Source organism: Streptomyces sp. NBC_01450 (genome assembly GCF_036227505.1).
In the GTDB taxonomy this organism is placed as follows: Bacteria; Actinomycetota; Actinomycetes; order Streptomycetales; family Streptomycetaceae; genus Streptomyces.
Window position 1 is genome coordinate 1,797,139 of the sequence record NZ_CP109481.1, and the last position, 17,657, is coordinate 1,814,795.

5 protein-coding genes are annotated in these 17,657 nt (G+C 72.4%); 2 read left to right on the forward strand and 3 right to left on the reverse strand.

The genetic code is table 11. From position 1 onward, the window contains the following. The 3 genes from OG568_RS57045 to OG568_RS57055 form a co-directional block, all read right to left on the reverse strand. Entirely contained in the window at positions 1–2,847 is a 2,847-nt protein-coding gene (locus OG568_RS57045) for a helix-turn-helix transcriptional regulator (RefSeq protein ID WP_329537855.1), read from the reverse strand. A gap of 180 nt (positions 2,848–3,027) precedes the next feature. After that, positions 3,028–3,909 (reverse strand): FG-GAP repeat domain-containing protein, encoded by an 882-nt coding sequence (locus OG568_RS57050; protein WP_329537856.1) that lies wholly within the window; start codon positions 3,907–3,909, stop codon positions 3,028–3,030. A gap of 37 nt (positions 3,910–3,946) precedes the next feature. Then, positions 3,947–7,102: a non-ribosomal peptide synthetase gene (locus OG568_RS57055; RefSeq protein WP_329537857.1), complete on the reverse strand. Its 3,156-nt coding sequence runs from the start codon at positions 7,100–7,102 to the stop codon at positions 3,947–3,949. Positions 7,103–7,324: 222 nt separating this feature from the next. On the opposite strand from OG568_RS57055, the gene OG568_RS57060 reads away from it, so the two are divergent. Both OG568_RS57060 and OG568_RS57065 read left to right on the forward strand, forming a co-directional pair. Beyond that, entirely contained in the window at positions 7,325–8,155 is an 831-nt protein-coding gene (locus OG568_RS57060; RefSeq protein ID WP_329537858.1) for a hypothetical protein, read from the forward strand. 20 nt (positions 8,156–8,175) lie between these two features. Next, a complete protein-coding gene (locus OG568_RS57065) occupies positions 8,176–17,649 on the forward strand; it encodes a type I polyketide synthase (RefSeq protein ID WP_329537860.1) in 9,474 nt (3,157 codons plus the stop codon). Positions 17,650–17,657 lie beyond the last annotated feature (8 nt).

Sequence of the window (17,657 nt, forward strand, 5' to 3'; positions counted from 1 at the left end):
TCACGGCCCGTCGTCGAGGTCGGCGAGCCACTGGGGCAGGTCCCTGCGGCGGGCGACGTTGAGTTTGCGGTAGACGCGCGTCATGTGCTGCTCGACGGTGCTGTTGGTGATGTACAGATGCCGTGCCACCTGTCGGTTGGTGTAGCCGCGTGCCACCAGCGCCGCCACCCGGCGCTCGGCGGCCGACAGCAGCAGGCTGTCGCGCCGGTTCACGTCCGGCCCGTACTCGGCCGCCCCCGGGCGCTGCAGCAGGTTCCGCAGTGCCCCGGCACCGCAATCCTCGATCAGGTCGAGGGCCTGCCGCTCGCTCTCCTCGGCGGCCACCATGTCGCCGGCGGCGGCGTGGGCCTGTGTCTGGTCCGCCAGGGCCCGGGCGAGTTCGAGCCGGTCCCCGGTCGAGGCGAGGAGCTTCACGGCGTCCTGCAGCAGGATGCCCCGGCGCTCCGCCGGTTCCATGGCCGCCCGCAGTCGCAGCACCATGCCGGTGATCCTGCTGCTCAGCGTCTTCTGTGTACGCATCTGCTCGTTGATCAGCTGCGCTGCCTCCGCGTGCCGGCCGAGGTGCAGATACGCCTGGGCCGCGTCCAGCCGCCAGGGCACGAAGCTGGGCACGTCCATCTGCCACTGCGTCATGAGGTCGCCGCAGGTCAGCAGTTCCCGCAGCGCCATCTGAGGCCGACCGGTGACCAGGTAGTACGTACCGCGGGCATGGCGGTAGTGGATGCCGAACCGCGTCTCGAAGACCGCTTCGGGCACTTCGTGACGGAGCGCCTCCTCGGCCGTGGCGTGGTCGGCGGCCACGGCGGCGCCCATGAGGAGACTGCCCAGCGGTACGCCGATTCCGACCCCCCAGCTCTGGGGTGACATGGCCGACAGCGAGCGGCGCGCCAGTTGCACGGTGGCCGTCATGTCCCCCTGCCGGAAGGCGATCTGGGCCTTGAGGCTGGAGAGCACCGCCTCCCAGGCCGGGGCCCCGCGCTTGGTGGCCTCGGCGAGGATGCGCTCGCACTCCACGGCCACGCTGTCGGTGCGGTCCGCGTAGAACAGCGCGGCGATGAGCGTGCTGGCCGCCTCCATCGTCCGGTCGTTGACCGAGTAGTCGCGCAGTGTCTCCTCGGCCACGGTGATGACCTCGTCCCGGGCGTCCGAGCGCAGGACCGTGGCGAGCATCTCGATGGCGTGCAGATACGCCTCGGTGTCCGTGGGCAGCGTGGTCGGCACGAGGGAGGGCAGGGTGTCCGGGCCGCCGCGGAAACGCTGCCCGAACTCGGGATAGGACGTCTCGAGCCACTTGTCGAAGATGTACAGGTCGGTCGATGTGCGTGCGCTGCGGGACGGTTCGAGCCGGGCGAGCACATCCTCCGCCGCGTCGAAACGGCCGCTGCGCAGCAGGGTCTTGGCCAGTGCCAGGGAGTGCCGGTGGTCGAGCGCGCGGTCGCGTAACTGCGCCTGGAGCGGCAGCATCCGGCGCATGGCGACGGACGGACTGTCGCGCCAGGTCACTTCGGCCAGCTCTATGGTCAGCTCCGTGCGCAGGGCCTCGTCGGTGCATTCGGCATGGGCCAGTTCCAGGCAGGAGATCGCCAGCTTCGTGTCCTGGCGCAGCAGTGCCTCGTCCGCGGCCTCGCGCAGGACGGTGATCTGCCACCGCTCGTTCGCCCGGCCGGCCGCGAGCAGATGGCAGGCGATCTCCAGCGCGGGCTCGGCCCTCTGATAGAGCCACAGCGCGGCACGCAGATTCAGCTCCGTGCGGGTGGCGCCGTCGATGCCGGCGAGTACCGCCTCGCGGGCGACCGGGTGGCGGAACCGGCCGTCCGGCGTGGTCATGCCCGACGCGGTGAGCCGTTGGACGGCCTGGTCGCACGAGGTGAACTCGCGGTCCAGCAGGTGCTCGACGAGTTCGGGGGAGCAGGCCCCGCCCAGGACCGCGAGGACGGTCGCGGCCCGGGTCAGGCTCGGCGCGCTGCGGTACAGGCACGTGACCACCGCCTGCCCGTAGTTCTCCGCCGCGACCAGTTCCAGGTCCTCGGGACGCTGCAGATTCTGGGCGGAGGAGGTCAGGTCGTCGATCAGCGCGTGCAGGAGCAGCGGATTTCCCCCGCTGGTCGTGTAGTACTCGTCGACCAGCAGCTTGCCGACCTGGGTGCCGAGCCGTGAGACGAGGAGCTCGCGCACGGCGGCCCGGGAGAGGGTCCGCAGCCGTATGGGGCAGCAGTGGGGGTTGCGCAGCAGTTCGGCGGTGCGGCGCAGGGTGTCGGGCCCTGATCCGCTCCCGATGCCGATCACGACCATGATTCTCGAGTTACGTATACGACGCACGGCATACGAGAGATATTCGACCGATGTCTCGTCGGCGTATTCGAAGTCGTCCACGACCACGAGCACGGGAAGTTCACCGGCCAGTTCGAGCAGCGAGTCGCAGAAATCGCGTGCCGTGAGCTGTCCGGGATTCAATGGCCGGTGCGGTGTCGATTTCTGTGCGGAGTTATCCGAACTGTAGGAGGGGCCGAGCGGAATTTCGATCACGCTGTTCGGTTTCGGCACCGTGTCGACGAGTTGTCGTACGGTCTCGAGCCGCAGCCGCTCCTCGGAAGGTGAGCATCGGGCCTGGAGAACCAGAGCGCCGAGGTCATGCGCGTGCTCGACGAGCGCCTGTGCCAATGCGCTCTTCCCGCTGGCCACCGGTCCGGTCAGGACAGCCACTCTGCTGTCCCCGCCAATGGAATTCGCGAACATGCTTTTTAGTGAGCTGAGATGCAGTTCCCGTTCCACCAGTTTCACTGCCTGGGTCCCCCTGTGAGTGAAACGCCTGGGCGTGCCTAGATTATGCGCGTAACTGTTCGACACGGTTTGGTTGATGTCAAGGCCGGTAGGCCGCTGCCTCAAGCGGTCCTCGAGCAGGGTGAAGTACTGGAGGTAAAGGAATGGGCAAGTAAATTTTTATATTGCTTTATCTGGGCATTGCCCCGGTCTTGACATGCCGGTGCCCGGCGGCGTGGGGGACGCCACCGGGCACCGGTGTCTCGGTCAGCTGATGATGTCGAACCTGCCCCAGCCGTCACCGAGGGACCGCGGCGGCAGGAAGGTGGCGCCGGGGGCGTCGGCGTCGAAGGCGCCGCTGTGCCGGTGGACCACCAGGGTTCCGTCGTGCCGCAGACCCAGCAGGTCGGGATGCCCGTCCCCGTCGATGTCGGTGATGGTGAGGACCCGGTTCGTCTCCAGGTCCCACCCGGTGCCCAGCGCGTGCCAGACGCCCTCACGCACCGGCTCGCCCTCTTCGCCCCGGCCGTGCGCGTAGACCTCGTACGCCGAGAGCTCGCCGCTCGCGTGCAGGACCAGGAGGTCCTCGTACCCGCTCCCGGTGACGTCCGCCAGGCCCACCGGGATGTCCGTCTCGTCGAGTACGGCGAAGGGGAGCGGCGGGGCGAACATCTCCTCGCCGCCGGCCGCACTGCGGTTGATGATGCGGTGCACCTCACCGGTGCCCTGCAGGCGGCCGACGATGTCGACCCGGCCGTCGCCGGTCAGGTCGCCCAGCGCGATGGTGTCGTAGGTGACCTCGGGCAGCTTCCCGCCGAAGCGCAGCGGGGCGGCGAACGTGTCCATGCCGTTCAGGCCGCCCTGGTTGAGATAGACCAGGGCCTGCTCGTCCTTGGAGATGACGACGACGTCCGCGTATCCGTTGCCGGTGAAGTCGCCGGCGCCGAGCCAGAGCACGTTGTCGAAGCCCTCGCCGACCTTGACGGGGTCCCCGAAGGTCTTCGGGCCGTCCCAGTCGCCCTGATGGGGAAAGACGAACAGCTCGGATGTGCCGGGATCGCGGGCCAGGATGTCCAGCCTTCCGTTGCCGCAGAACGAGCCCGACCGGTGGACCGGGGGAGCGATGACCTCTTCGGTGACGGGTTCCATGACGGGGTTCCTCACGTTGTCGGTGCCCACGGCGGCGTCACTGCGCGCCGCCGCGCACGCTGCGGATGTGCTCGGCCAGGCCGGCCGGGGTCGGGGCGGAGAACAGGTCCGCCAGTTTCACCGTGACGTCCAGGGACTGCTCGACGTGCTGCAGCAGCTGCGCGCCCAGCAGCGAGTGACCGCCGTGCGTGAAGAAGTTCGTCGTCGCCGTCACGTCGTCGCGGTCGAGCAACCGGCGCCACAGGGCGAGGAGTTCGCGCACGACCTCGTCGGCCGGCTCCGGCTCGGCCCCGGCGGTGCCCCGCCCGGGCGCGCGTTCGCCGGCGAGGCGGGCCAGGGCGATGTAGTCGACCTTCTGGTTGGCGTTGGTGGGCAGTGCGTCCACGACGAGGAAGTCCTGGGGGATCGCCGACCGCGGCAGGGTGGCCCGCGCGTGCTCCCACAGCTCGCCGGTGATGTCCGCCTCGCCGGTCGTCTCGACGAACGCCACGAGCCGGGCGTCCGCACTGAGATCGCCGATCACGAGCGCGGCGGCGGCGCGCACCTGCGGATGGCTGAGCACGACCGCCTCGACCTCGCCCAGCTCGATCCGGTTGCCGCGCAGCTTGATCTGCCGGTCGGCCCGGCCGAGCAGTTCGAGACTGCCGTCCGCACGCCACTGGCCCAGGTCCCCGGTCCGGTAGTAGCGGCCGTACACGGGGTGCTCCCGGAACCGGTCGGCGGTCAGCTCGGGCCGGTCGTGGTAGCCGAGGGCCACCCCGCGGCCGCCGATGCACACCTCGCCCCGTACGCCGACGGGCAGTTCACGACCGTTCGTGTCGAGCACCATCACCTGGGTGTTGCGGATCGGACGGCCTACGTCCAGGCGATCACCGAGATCGTCGGGCACGACGCAGGACGTCGACCAGATGGTGGTCTCGGTGGGCCCGTAGGCGTGGTGCACCTGGCAGCCGGTCCGCACGAGGCTGCGGGCCAGCGACACCGGGACGGGCTCGCCCCCGCAGATGATCCGGCGGCCCGCGAGCCGGTCGGCGACCTGGTCCAGGACCAGACGCCACGTGGTGGGCGTGGCCTCGAGGATGCCGGGCTCGTAGCGGTCGATGAGCTCGCGCAGCACCTCGCCCCGGGTCCGTGCCTCGTCCGGCGCGATCACGATACGGCCGCCCGAGTACAGCGGAACGTGCAGCTCGATGCCCGCCATGTCGAAGGCGAAGGTCGTCATCCACAGCATCGCGTCGTCGGTGCTCGCGCCCAGCTGCTCGGTGAAGTGGGCCGCGACATTGGCGAGTCCGGCGTGGGTGATCAGCGCGCCCTTGGAACGCCCCGTCGAACCGGAGGTGTAGATCAGATAGGCCGCGTCGTCGGGCGCGGGCCGGCGGCGCAGCCCGCCCACGGACCCCTGGGGCTCGGGCCCGTCCACCGGGACCAGCCGCAGAGCCGCCATGTCGCTTCCGGCCGGCTTGTCGAACCCGGGGTCGCTGAGCAGCACCGCGGCCCCCGAGTCGGACAGCAGATAGGACACGCGCTCGGCCGGATGCTCCGGGTCCACCGGCAGATAGGCGCCGCCCGCCAGCCAGATGCCGAGGACCGCGGCCACGAGTTCGGGACTGCGGGCCGCGGCGACGGCGACGACGTCTCCCGCCGACACGCCTGATTCCCGCAGGAGTTCGCAGGTGGCCTCGGCCGCGTCCCAGATCTGACGGTAGGTCACGGCGCGGGGTCCGTGCTGCACCGCCACCCGCCGCGGCGCCGTGCTCGCGTGCCCGTGCACCGCCTCCAGCACGCTCGCTGGATCCAGCGGGGCGCTCGTCGCGTTGGCCGCCGTGACGACCTCGTGGTCCCGCTCGCCCCAGACCTTCAGCTCCCCGGTCGGCACCTCCGTCGCCGAGCCGCTCTCGGTGAACGACAGCAGGAGGGCCTCGTACCGGTGCAGCAGTGCGCTGACGTCGTCACGGGCGAGCACGGTGGCGTCGTGCACGGCGATGAGGCGCAGGCCGCCCTCGGACGACATCACGAAGAACTCGAGGTCGAACTTGCTGAAGCCGTTGCGCGCCACCAGCGGCCTGGCCCGCAGACCGGCGATGTCGAAGTCGGGCATCCCGAAGTTCGGCACGTAGTTGAACAGATGTCGGAACAGGGTGCCCCGCCACGAGGAGTTCGCGCGCGGCACCAGGCCCGAGATGCTGTCCACCGGCACCTGGGAGTGCACGAGCGCGTCGAAGAACGTGTCCCGGGTGGTGCGCACCAGCGACCGGAAGCTCTCGCTCTGGTCCACCTGGACCCGCAGCGGCAGGACGTTGACGTGGTAGCCGATGGCCCGTTGCGCCTCGGGGGGCCGGACGTTCACCGGTGATCCGACGGTGATGTCGGGGCCCGCGCCGTGCGTGGCGAGCAGCAGGAAATAGGCGGCCAGCAGGACGACCGCCTCGGGAGCGCGCAGCTCCTTCTGGAGCCGCTTGACGACCGCTGCCGCCTCGGGCGACAGCGTGTGGGTGACCTGGGCGCCGACCAGCGTCGGCTCCGTCACCTCGGGTGTCCCGACCCGCAGTTCGAGCGTCTGCGGGTCGAAGCCGGCCATCCGCTGCCGCCAGAACTCGACGCTCTCCTCGCTCGGTACGTCCTCCTGGAGGATGCCGACCGGCACGAGCAGGCCGGCGTCCGGCGCCTGCCCCTGGACCGTGCTCTCGTAGGCGGAGGTGAGCTCCTCGAGGAAGACGGTGCCCGAGATCGTGTCGTAGACGAGGTGGTGGAACACGAAGCACAGGACGTCCCCGTCGGGATGGCGAAGCAGCACGGCCCGTACGAGGGGGCGTCCGTCGAAGGTGAACTGACGGGCGACAAAAGGTGTCAGAGAATCCGTCAGCCGATCCGGAGCGGGAGCGAAGTCGTCGACTTCCTCGATGTCCACCCTGAAGTCCTCGGGACTCAGCACGGTCTTCGTCAGATCGGCGCCGGCGGTGAAATAGACGGTGCGCAGGACTTCATGGCGTCGCAGGAGGACGGTGAATGCTTCCTGCAGCGCGGAAATGCTGAGCCTGCCGTCCACTTGAAAGGCGAGTGGAAGGTTGTTGGGCGCACTCTCGGGAGCCAGCCGCTCGAGAAGCCAGAGAGCTTCTTCCTTTCGGCCGGCCAGGGTGAGCTCGCGCTCTGGCCACGAGGCCGAATGCGGCGCAATATTCGCCGTACGGTTCACGGAATCCTCCAGATGCGGGCTGCTGCGACGGTGGGGACGACTGCGCCCGAGCGTAGGAGGAACACGAGGTGGCCAGTACCCCTAATGCGGCGGACCTCGCCCCTTGCCACCTGGGCCGTGAACGATAGGGGATGGATAGGGGATCGGAAGCCTCGCACCCGTCCGACGGCCCCCTCTACGCTCCCAAGTCGGGGCCAATGTTTTCTCGACCGAGGAGTTTCGATGGGTGAGTCCGGCGAGTGGAAAGTGTTGGCGGACAGCGGAGATTCGGGCGCGGTCGTGCTTGCCGTGGATTTTGACACGACAGGCAGGCCGGAGGCGCGCTTTTCGGATCTGGTCGCCAACCTCACGACAGACCTGACCATTTGGGAATCCATTCCCCCGGCCGTCGAAGCGGCTGCCGAATGGTCGGGGAAGGAGTACATAGACCACTGGGCGCGGAAAGTGGCGCAGGAGCGCCCGGAGGTACGCGCGGTGATGGGGTACTGCGCGGGTTCGGTATTCGCCGCCACGCTCGCGGAGCGTATCGCCGAACTGCAGGGCAGTGAGCCGCTGCTGCTCCTCTTCGACCCCGAGATCACGGTCGCTCAGACCCTGCTGTGGCAGTTCCAGAAGATCGTCGGGTTCATGTCGTCCGTGCTGCCCGCCGAGGACATCGAGGCGGCGCGGGACGCGGGGCGCCGCTGCTACGAACAGACTCCGCAGGTCGGACCGCTCAAGCAGGGGCTGACCCGGCTGGTGCGGGAGGTCGGTGAGCCCGCCTTCACCCGCGCGGGGCTCGACCACACCCGGCGCGAGGAACTCTTCGACGCCTTCGGCTCCTTCATGGGCTATCTCGCCGCCGCCGGGGACCTGGACCCCTTCGAGCGGTGGCGGTCCGCGACGGCCATCAGCTCCTCCAGCCCCGCGAGCGGCCTCAACGGGATCCGGGCCGCAGGCGTGGGCGCCGACCAGGTCTCCGTCGGCCGGGAGCTCACGTTCGACGTCGAGCACGCGACCATGCTGGCCGACAAGGAGATCGCGGCCACTGTTTCCGACCTGCTCCACACATAGTCCGGGAGACGCAGACCGCCATGCCGAGTACACGAGACTCCGTCGCCGCACCCCGACCCCTCCGCACCGGCGGCGCCGTGGCGGTCGTCGGACTGTCCTGCCGGCTGCCCAAGGCGCCCGGACCGGCTGACTTCTGGGACCTGTTGCGCAGCGGCGCCGACGCCGTGGCCGAGGTGCCCGCCGACCGATGGGAACACGCGGAGGTCTCCCGGCGGGAGCCGGCCGCGGTCAACGCCCGCTTCGGCGCGTTCCTCGACCGCGTCGACACGTTCGACGCCGGCTTCTTCGGGATCTCGCCCCGGGAGGCCGCGGCGATGGACCCGCAGCAGCGCCTCGTGCTCGAACTGGCCTGGGAGGCCCTGGAGGACGGCGGCATCGTGCCGGGCGCCCTGAGCGGCAGCCGCACCGGTGTCTTCGTCGGCGCCATCTGGGACGACTACGCGACCCTGCAGCACCGCGAGGGCATCGGGAACGCCGGCCCGCACACCGTCACCGGGCTGCACCGCGGCATCATCGCGAACCGTGTCTCGTACGCCCTGGGGCTGCACGGCCCCAGCATGACCGTCGACACGGCCCAGTCGTCCTCCCTCGTCGCGGTCCAGCTCGCCTGCGAGAGCCTGCGCGGCGGGGAGTCCGAGGTCGCGCTCGCCGGCGGGGTGAACCTCAATCTCGTACCGGACAGCGCCGTGGGCATGGCCCGCTTCGGGGGGCTGTCCCCCGACGGCCGCTGCTTCACCTTCGACGCGCGGGCCAACGGCTACGTCCGGGGCGAGGGCGGCGGTCTCGTGGTCCTCAAGCCGCTCGAGCGCGCGCTCGCCGACGGCGACCCCGTGTACTGCGTCATCCTCGGTGGCGCGGTGAACAACGACGGCGCCACCGACGGGCTCACCGTGCCCGGACAGCACACCCAGGCGCAGGTGCTGCGCACGGCGTACGAACGTGCCAGGGTGAACCCCGCCGACGTGCAGTACGTGGAACTGCACGGCACCGGGACCAAGGTCGGCGACCCGCTCGAGGCGGCCGCGCTCGGCCGGGTGCTCGGCACGCCGCGCACCGGCGACGACCCGCTGCTCGTGGGCTCGGCGAAGACCAACGTGGGGCATCTGGAGGGCGCGGCGGGCATCGTCGGACTCCTCAAGACCGCGCTGAGCATCCGCCACCGCAGGATCCCGCCCAGCCTCAACTTCCGTACGCCCAACCCGAGGATCCCCTTCGGCGAACTGAACCTGCGCGTCCACGACCGGCTCGGGCCCTGGCCCCACCCGGACAAGCCGCTGCTGGCGGGCGTCAGCTCCTTCGGCATGGGCGGCACCAACTGCCACCTCGTCCTGTCCGACCTGCCGGAGCCCGGCTCCGCCACCGTCGCAACGGGCAGCGCCACCACGCCCCACGCCGCGACGCCGTCCGGCCCGGTGCCGTGGCTGGTGTCCGGCCGCAGCGAGGCGGCGCTGCGCGACCAGGCGGCCCGGCTGCGGGACTTCGTGGCCACCGACCCGAACCGGCGCCCGGCGGACGTGGGGCACTCGCTGTTCACCGGCAGGTCCGTGTTCGAGCACCGGGCCGTGGTCCTGGCCGAGGAGGCGGCGGAGTTCGACCTGGGGCTGCGGGCCGTCGCCGAGGGCACGGCCGCCGCCCACACCGTCACGGGCAGGGTCGCCCCCGCGGGCTCGACCGCGTTCCTCTTCAGCGGGCAGGGCAGCCAGCGCCCCGGCATGGGACGCGAACTGTACGCGGCCCACCCGGCGTTCGCCGACGCCCTCGACGAGGTGTGCGAGCACTTCGCCCCGCACCTCGAACTGCCCCTGCGCGACATCCTGTTCGCCGCACCCGGCACGGCGCGGGCCGCGGCCCTCGACCAGACCCGCTACACACAGCCGGCACTGTTCGCCCTGGAGAGCGCCCTGTACCGGCTGGCGGCCGACGAGTTCGGCGTCGTCCCCGACGTGCTCATCGGCCACTCGGTCGGCGAGCTGGCGGCCGCCCACGCCTCGGGTGTCCTCGATCTGGCCGACGCCTGCTCGCTGGTGGCGGCCCGCGGGCGCCTCATGCAGGACGCCCCCGCCGGCGGCGCCATGGTCGCCGTCGAGGCCGGCGAGGAGGAGGTCGCCGCGTCCCTGGACGCGTATGCGGCGCAGGCCGGTATCGCGGCCGTCAACGGGCCCGCCGCCGTCGTCGTCTCCGGCGACCGCGACGCCGTGCACGCACTGGCCCGTCACTGGCGTGAACGCGGCCGCAGGACCAAGGAGCTGCGCACCAGCCACGCGTTCCACTCGGCGCACATGGACGGCATGCTCCAGGAGTTCGGGGACCTCGCGCAGGGCCTCACCTACCGTGCGCCCCGGATCCCGGTCGTCTCCAACCTCACCGGGGAGATCGCGGGCGAGCGGCTGTGCTCACCTCAGTACTGGGTGCGCCATGTGCGCGGCGCCGTCCGGTTCGCCGACGGGGTGCGCACGCTCATCGAGCGGGGCGTCACGCGCTGGCTGGAGCTGGGGCCCGACGCCGTGCTGATCCCGATGGTCCGCGAGGGCCTCGGCAGCGGCACGCAGGACCACCCGGCCGCCCTGGTGCCCGCGCTGCGCGACGGCAGGCCCGAGGCCCGCACGTTCCTCACCGCCCTCGCCGGACTCCATGTACACGGCGCCGACGTCGACTTCGGCCCCGCGTTCGCCGCCCACGAGCCGCGGCGCACGGCGCTGCCGACCTATGCCTTCCAGCGTGAGCGCCACTGGCTGGACACGCTGCCCCAGGCCGGCCGTCCCCTCGCCCCGGCGACCGGACGGCCCTCTGGCGCGCCGGTCTCGGAGACCCCCGCTCCGCAGACCGGCGCGCCCTCGGACACCGCGGCCGCCGCGCTGCCCGCCCGGCTGGCCGCACTGAGCGAGACCGAACAGGACCTGCTGCTGCGCGAGCTGGTCGGCACCCAGGTGGCCGTCGCGCTCGGCCATGTCACCTCCGGCGCGGTCGATCTCGGCCGCACCTTCAAGGACCTGGGATTCGACTCGCACACCGCGGTCGAGTTCCGTACCTCGCTGTGCGCCGCGACGGGCCTGGACCTGCCCGCGTCGCTCGTCTACGACTACCCCTCGCCCGAGGCGCTGATCGCCCACCTGCGCTCGGCGGGGCGGCGGACGGACCCCGACGGTGCCGATCGCGCCGACCAGGAGAGCACGCGGTCCGCGCACGGCGACGACCCGATCGCGATCGTCGCGATGAGCTGCCGCTACCCGGGCGGGGTGGAATCGCCCGAGGACCTGTGGCAGTTGGTCACCCAGGGCGTGGACGCGATCGGCGACTTCCCCACCGACCGCGGCTGGAACCTCGAGGAGCTCTACGATCCCGACCCGGACCGGCCGGGACGCACCTATCTCGCCAAGGGCGGGTTCCTGGACCATCCCGACCGCTTCGACCCGGAGTTCTTCGGCATCTCGCCGCGCGAGGCGCTCGCCATGGACCCGCAGCAGCGGCTGCTCCTGGAGACCTCCTGGGAGGCCGTCGAGCGGGCCGGCCTCGACCCGGTGTCGCTGCGCGACAGCCGCACCGGGGTGTTCGTCGGCGCCATGGCGCAGGACTACGGACCGCGACTGCACGAACCGGTCGAGGGTGCCGACGGCTACCTCCTGACCGGCAACACCCCGAGCGTCGCCTCCGGCCGGGTGGCCTACACGCTGGGCCTGCGCGGCGCCGCCGTCACGGTCGACACGGCCTGCTCCTCGTCGCTGGTCGCCCTGCACCTCGCGGCGCAGGCACTGCGGCAGGGCGAGTGCACGATGGCCCTGGCCGGCGGTGTGACGGTCATGGCCAATCCGGGCATGTTCGTCGAGTTCAGCAGGCAGCGCGGCCTCGCGCCGGACGGCCGCTGCAAAGCGTTCTCATCCGCGGCGAACGGCACCGCCTGGGCCGAGGGCGTCGGCATGCTCCTGCTGGAGCGGCTCTCCGACGCGACGCGGCTCGGCCACCCGGTGCTTGCCGTGATCCGTGGCAGCGCCGTCAACCAGGACGGCGCCAGCAACGGCCTGAGCGCGCCCAACGGCCCCTCCCAGGAACGCGTGATCCGCCAGACGCTGACCGCCGCACGCCTGAGTGCCGACCATGTGGACGCCGTCGAGGCGCACGGCACCGGCACCGCCCTCGGCGACCCGATCGAGGCGGGCGCGCTGCTCGCCACCTACGGACGCGGGCACACCCCCGACCGGCCCCTGCTGCTCGGCTCGTTGAAGTCGAACATCGGCCACAGCCAGGCCGCGGCCGGAGTCGGCGGTGTGATCAAGATGGTGCTGGCCATGCGGCACGGCGTCCTGCCGCGCACCCTGCACGTCGACGAGCCGACCCCGCACGTCGACTGGTCGTCGGGCGGCATAGCGCTGCTGACCGAGCAGGTCGCGTGGCCGCGGACCGGCCGGCCGCGCCGGGCCGCCGTGTCGTCCTTCGGCATCAGCGGCACCAACGCGCACCTCATCGTGGAGCAGGCGCCCGGCGCCCCCGAGCAGCCCGCCCGGCACCCGCTCGGGCCGGTGCCCTGGCTGCTGTCGGGCAAGTCCCCCGAAGCGGTGGCCGCCCAGGCCGGACGACTGCACGAACTCCTTGTCAGGCAGCCTGAGTTGCACCCCGCCGACGTGGCACTCTCGCTCGCCGTCACCCGGACCCAGCACGATCACCGGGCCGCCTTGGTGCACGGGGCGCACGACCGGCTCGACGCGCAGGTGCTCGAGCGGCTGCGGGCCCTGGCCGAGGGCGCGTCCGTGCCCGGCCTGGCCCAGGGCGTGGTCCGGGGGACGGCGGGGCCGCTCGCCCTGCTGTTCACCGGCCAGGGCGCCCAGCGCCTGGCGATGGGGCGCGAACTGGCGGGCAGCCACCCGGTGTTCGCGCAGGCCCTGGAAGAGGTCTGGGCACAACTGGACCCGCATCTGGACCGGCCGATGCGCGCCGTCGTCTTCGACGGCGAGAGCGGCCCGGACGGCCGGCCGCTGCTGGACCGGACGGCGTACACCCAGACCGCGCTGTTCGCCGTCGAGACGGCCCTGTTCCGGCTGCTCGAGCACTGGGGGCTGCGCCCCGGCCTCGTCGCCGGGCACTCGATCGGCGAGATCGCCGCAGCGCACGCGGCAGGCGTGCTGTCGCTCGCCGACGCGTGCGCGCTGACCGCGGCCCGGGGCAAGCTGATGCAGGCGCTGCCCGAGGGCGGTGCGATGGTGGCGCTGGAGGCGAGCGAGGCGGAGGTGGCGCCTTTGCTGGCCGGGCGCGAGAAAGACGTCTCGATCGCGGGACTCAACGGCCCCCGGGCGACCGTGGTCTCCGGCACGGACGAGGTGGTGGCCGCCGTCGCCGAGGAGCTGCGGAGCCAGGGGCGCAGGACCAAGCGGCTGCGGGTCAGCCACGCGTTCCACTCGCCCCTCATGGACGGCATGCTGGAGGACTTCCGCGCCGTCGCGAGGACCCTGCGGTACGACAAGGCGCGTATCCCGCTGGTCTCCACGGTCACCGGTGAACCGCGGACGGAGTTCGACGCCGACTACTGGGTGACCCAGGTACGGGCCCCCGTCCGCTTCCACGACGCGGTACGCAGGCTGTACGCCGAGGGCGTCCGCACCTTCCTGGAGGCCGGACCGGACGGCGTACTGTCCGCGATGGGCGACGCCTGCCTCGCCGAGGAGGGCGACGCCGCCTTCGTCCCGGCCCTGCGCGCCGACCGCGACGAGAGCGCGACGCTGGCCGCGGCGCTGGGCCGGGCCCACACCCGAGGGGTCGCCGTGGACTGGGCGGCACGGTTCGCCGGGGCCCGGCGCGTGGATCTTCCGGCGACCGCGTTGCAGCGTCGGCGGTACTGGCTGGCGCCCGCGCGGGCCGCGGCGAACGCCGCGGGGCTCGGGCTCACCACGACGGAACATCCGCTGCTGGGGGCGGCGGTGGAGTCCGCCCTCTCCTCGGAGGTGCTCTTCACCGCGAGCCTGTCCCGGCGCGCCCAGCCCTGGCTCAAGGACCACGCGGTGCACGGCTCGGTGGTGCTGCCCGGCGCCGCGATGGTCGACCTCGCGCTGCACGCCGGACAGTACCTGGGCCTCCCGCGCGTCGGTGAACTGACCGTGTACGCCCCGTTGACGCTGCCCGAGTCAGAGGCGGTCACGGTGCAGTTGGTGGTGGGCGCCGAACAGGACGGCCGCCGCCCGCTGACGCTGTGCTCGCGGCTGCGGGCGGACATGCCGTGGATCCGGCACGCCGACGGGTCGCTCGAGAGCGTGTCCGAGGACGCCGCCGACGCCTGGCTGGGGCAGTGGCCGCCGGCCGACGCCGAGGCGACGCCGGTGGACGAGCTGTACGAGCGGCTCGACCGGCTCGGCTACGGGTACGGCCCGGCGTTTCGCGGGATGCGCGCGGCCTGGCGCAGCGGCGACGACGTGTTCGCGGACGTGAGTCTGCCCCGGGAGGCACCGGCGCAGTCGGTCGGCCTGCATCCCGCGGTGCTCGATGCCGCGCTGCACGCGGGTGTCGCGCACCTCGCGGCCGAGAGCGGCGGCGCGCTGATGCCGTTCTCCTTCACCGGTGTCACGCAGCACACGCCGTGCCCGGACACGGTGCGGGTACGGCTGCGGCGCACCGGAGCGCACACGGTCGCCGTCACCGTCTTCGGCGAGGGACGCACGGTCGCCACGATCGACGAACTGGTCCTGCGCCCGGTTACCGCAGGCCAGCTGCGCGGCACGGCGCACGACGCGCTGAACCGGATCGACTGGCCCGAACTTCCCCTGACGGAAAGCCCGTTGATGGAGGCTGCCCTGTTCGCCGCCGAGGGCGCCTCGGCCGCCGGGGACCGCGCGGCCGCCGTCGACGCACTCGGCGCAGCGCTCACGGCCGCGGGGACGAAGCCGGTGGCGTTCCCCGCCGATGTCGCCGTGGGCGTCGCCGCACAGGCACAGGAGGCGCTGACCCTGGTGCAGGGCTGGCTCGGCGTGGTGCCCGGGGACGAGGCACGCCTCGTCGTGGTGACCCGCGGCGCCGTCGCCACCGAGCCCGGCGAGGCGGCCGACCCCGACGCGGCCGCCGTGTGGGGCCTGGTGCGCTCCGCGCAGTCCGAACATCCGGGCCGGTTCGCGCTGGTGGACGTGGACGGTACGCAGGAGTCGTACGCCGTGCTCGCAGCGGCCCTCGCCTCCGGGGAGCCACAGCTGGCCCTGCGCCGTGGCGGCGCGCGCGTACCGCGACTGACCCGCCCGACCGGTCTCCTCCCGCCCGCGGGGACGGACGCCTGGCGCCTTTCGGCACCCCGGCGGGGCACTCTCGACGCGCTGGCGCTGCTGCCCTGCCCGGAGGTGTCCGAGCCGCTCGCCCCGCACCAGGTACGGATCGCCGTCCGCGCCGCGGGGGTGAACTTCCGCGACGTGCTCAGCACCCTCGGCATGTATCCGGGGGAGGCCGGACTGCTCGGCCAGGAAGGCGCGGGCGTGGTCACCGAGGTCGGTGCCGAGGTCACCGGACTCGCGCCGGGCGACCGGGTGATGGGCATGTTCACCGGCGCCTTCGGTCCCACCGCGGTGGCCGACCACCGCATGCTGGCCCCCGTACCCGACGGGTGGAGCGACGCGCAGGCCGCCGCGACACCGCTGGTGTTCCTCACGGCGTACTACGCCCTGAACGAGCTGGCGGGGCTGCGCGCCGGGGAGAAGGTGCTGATCCACGCCGCCGCGGGCGGGGTGGGGATGGCCGCCGTCCAGCTCGCCCGGCATCTGGGCGCCGAGGTGCGGGCCACGGCGGGGACGGGCAAGTGGGCGGCGCTGCGGGAGCTGGGACTGAGGCAGGACCAGCTGTCCTCCTCGCGGACCCTGGAGTTCGAGCAGCGGTTCGCCCCGGGGGTGGACGTCGTGCTCGACTCGCTGGCCGGTGAGTTCGTGGACGCGTCCCTGCGCCTCCTCGGCCCGGGCGGCCGGTTCGTGGAGATGGGCAAGACGGACATCCGTGACGCGGACGCCGTTGCGAAGGCCTATCCCGGCGTCGGCTACCAGGCGTTCGATCTGCTCGAGGTGGCGCCGGAGCGCATCGCCGCGATGTTCGCCGAGCTGATGGACCTCTTCGCGCGGGGCGCGCTCCGCCCGCTGCCGGTGACCGTGTGGGACGTACGGCGTGCCGCGGACGCCTTCCGGTACATGAGCCAGGCCCGGCACATCGGCAAAGTGGTCCTCACGATGCCGGCGGCACCCTTCCCCGACGGCACGCACGACAGGAACGGCACCGTGCTGATCACGGGCGCCACCGGGGCGCTCGGCCGGGCCACCGCCCGCCATCTGGTCGTCGAACACGGCGTACGACGGCTGCTGTTGACCAGTCGGCGCGGCGTCGAGGCCCCCGCAGCCGCCGAGTTCGTCGCGGAACTCGTCGGCCTCGGCGCGCACGTGGACCTCGTGGCCTGCGACGCCGCCGACCGGGACGCGCTCGCCGGGGTCCTCGACGGCGTGGAGCTGACCGCGGTCGTGCACGCGGCAGGCGTCCTGGACGACGGGGTGGTCGCCGATCTGACCCCCGAGCGCCTGGACCGGGTGCTGCGCCCCAAGGCGCTGGCCGCGAAGAACCTGCACGAGCTCACCGCGGACCGGGACCTGAGCGCGTTCGTTCTCTTCTCCTCGGTGATGGGCATCCTCGGCGGCCCCGGCCAGGCCAACTACGCCGCCGCGAACGCCTACTTGGACGCTCTGGCCCAGCAGCGCCGGGCCCGCGGACTCGCGGCGGTGTCGCTGGCCTGGGGCTGGTGGCAGAGCGAGGACGGCATGGGCGGCTCGGCGCTCGGCCAGGCCGACCGGGCGCGGATGAAGCGCTCGGGCCTGGTGCCGCTGAGCACACCGGACGGCCTCGCGCTGCTCGACGCGGCGCTCGCACTCGACGAGCCGTCCCTGGTGCCGACCGGCTGGGACCTGGCCGCTATCCGGGCCCAGGGGGAGGGCGCGCCCGTCGTGCTGCGGTCCCTGGTGCCCGTCGCGGCACCGCAGCAGGCCATCGCCGCCGCGCCGGACCTGCGCCGACGGCTCGCCGAACTGCCGCAGACGGAGCGGGAGCGGGCCGTTGTGGATCTGGTGCGGGAGCACACGGCCGTGGTCCTGGGCCGCGGCGGCGCGGCCACGGTCGACGTGGACCTGCCGTTCCGGGACCTGGGCTACGACTCCCTCACCTCCGTCGAACTGCGCAACCGGCTGATCGCGGCGACGGGCCTGCGGCTCGCCCCCGCGCTGCTCTTCGACCACCCGACGCCGGCGCGTGTCGCCCGGCTCCTACAGGCCGAACTGGCGCCCGCCGAGGCGCCGCCCGCGGGTCTGGCGGAGCTGGAGCGGCTGGAGACGGCGCTGGCAGATGTGCCCGACGGCGAGGAGCTGCGGGCCGAGATCGAGACGCGTCTGAAGGCCCTGGCGGCGCGGATGGCCCGCCCCGGCCGCGAGGGCGGCGACACCGCGCATCTGGAGACGGCCTCGGTCGGCGAGCTGCTCAGTTTCATCGACCAGGAACTCGCTTGAGTCCGCAC

What these genes read in the sequence shown, in the direction of transcription:
- OG568_RS57050 (WP_329537856.1), bottom strand. Translation starts at nt 3,909, where the DNA reads ATGGAACCCGTCACCGAAGAGGTCATCGCTCCCCCGGTCCACCGGTCG.
- OG568_RS57060 (WP_329537858.1), top strand. Translation starts at nt 7,325, where the DNA reads ATGGGTGAGTCCGGCGAGTGGAAAGTGTTGGCGGACAGCGGAGATTCG.
- OG568_RS57065 (WP_329537860.1), top strand. Translation starts at nt 8,176, where the DNA reads ATGCCGAGTACACGAGACTCCGTCGCCGCACCCCGACCCCTCCGCACC.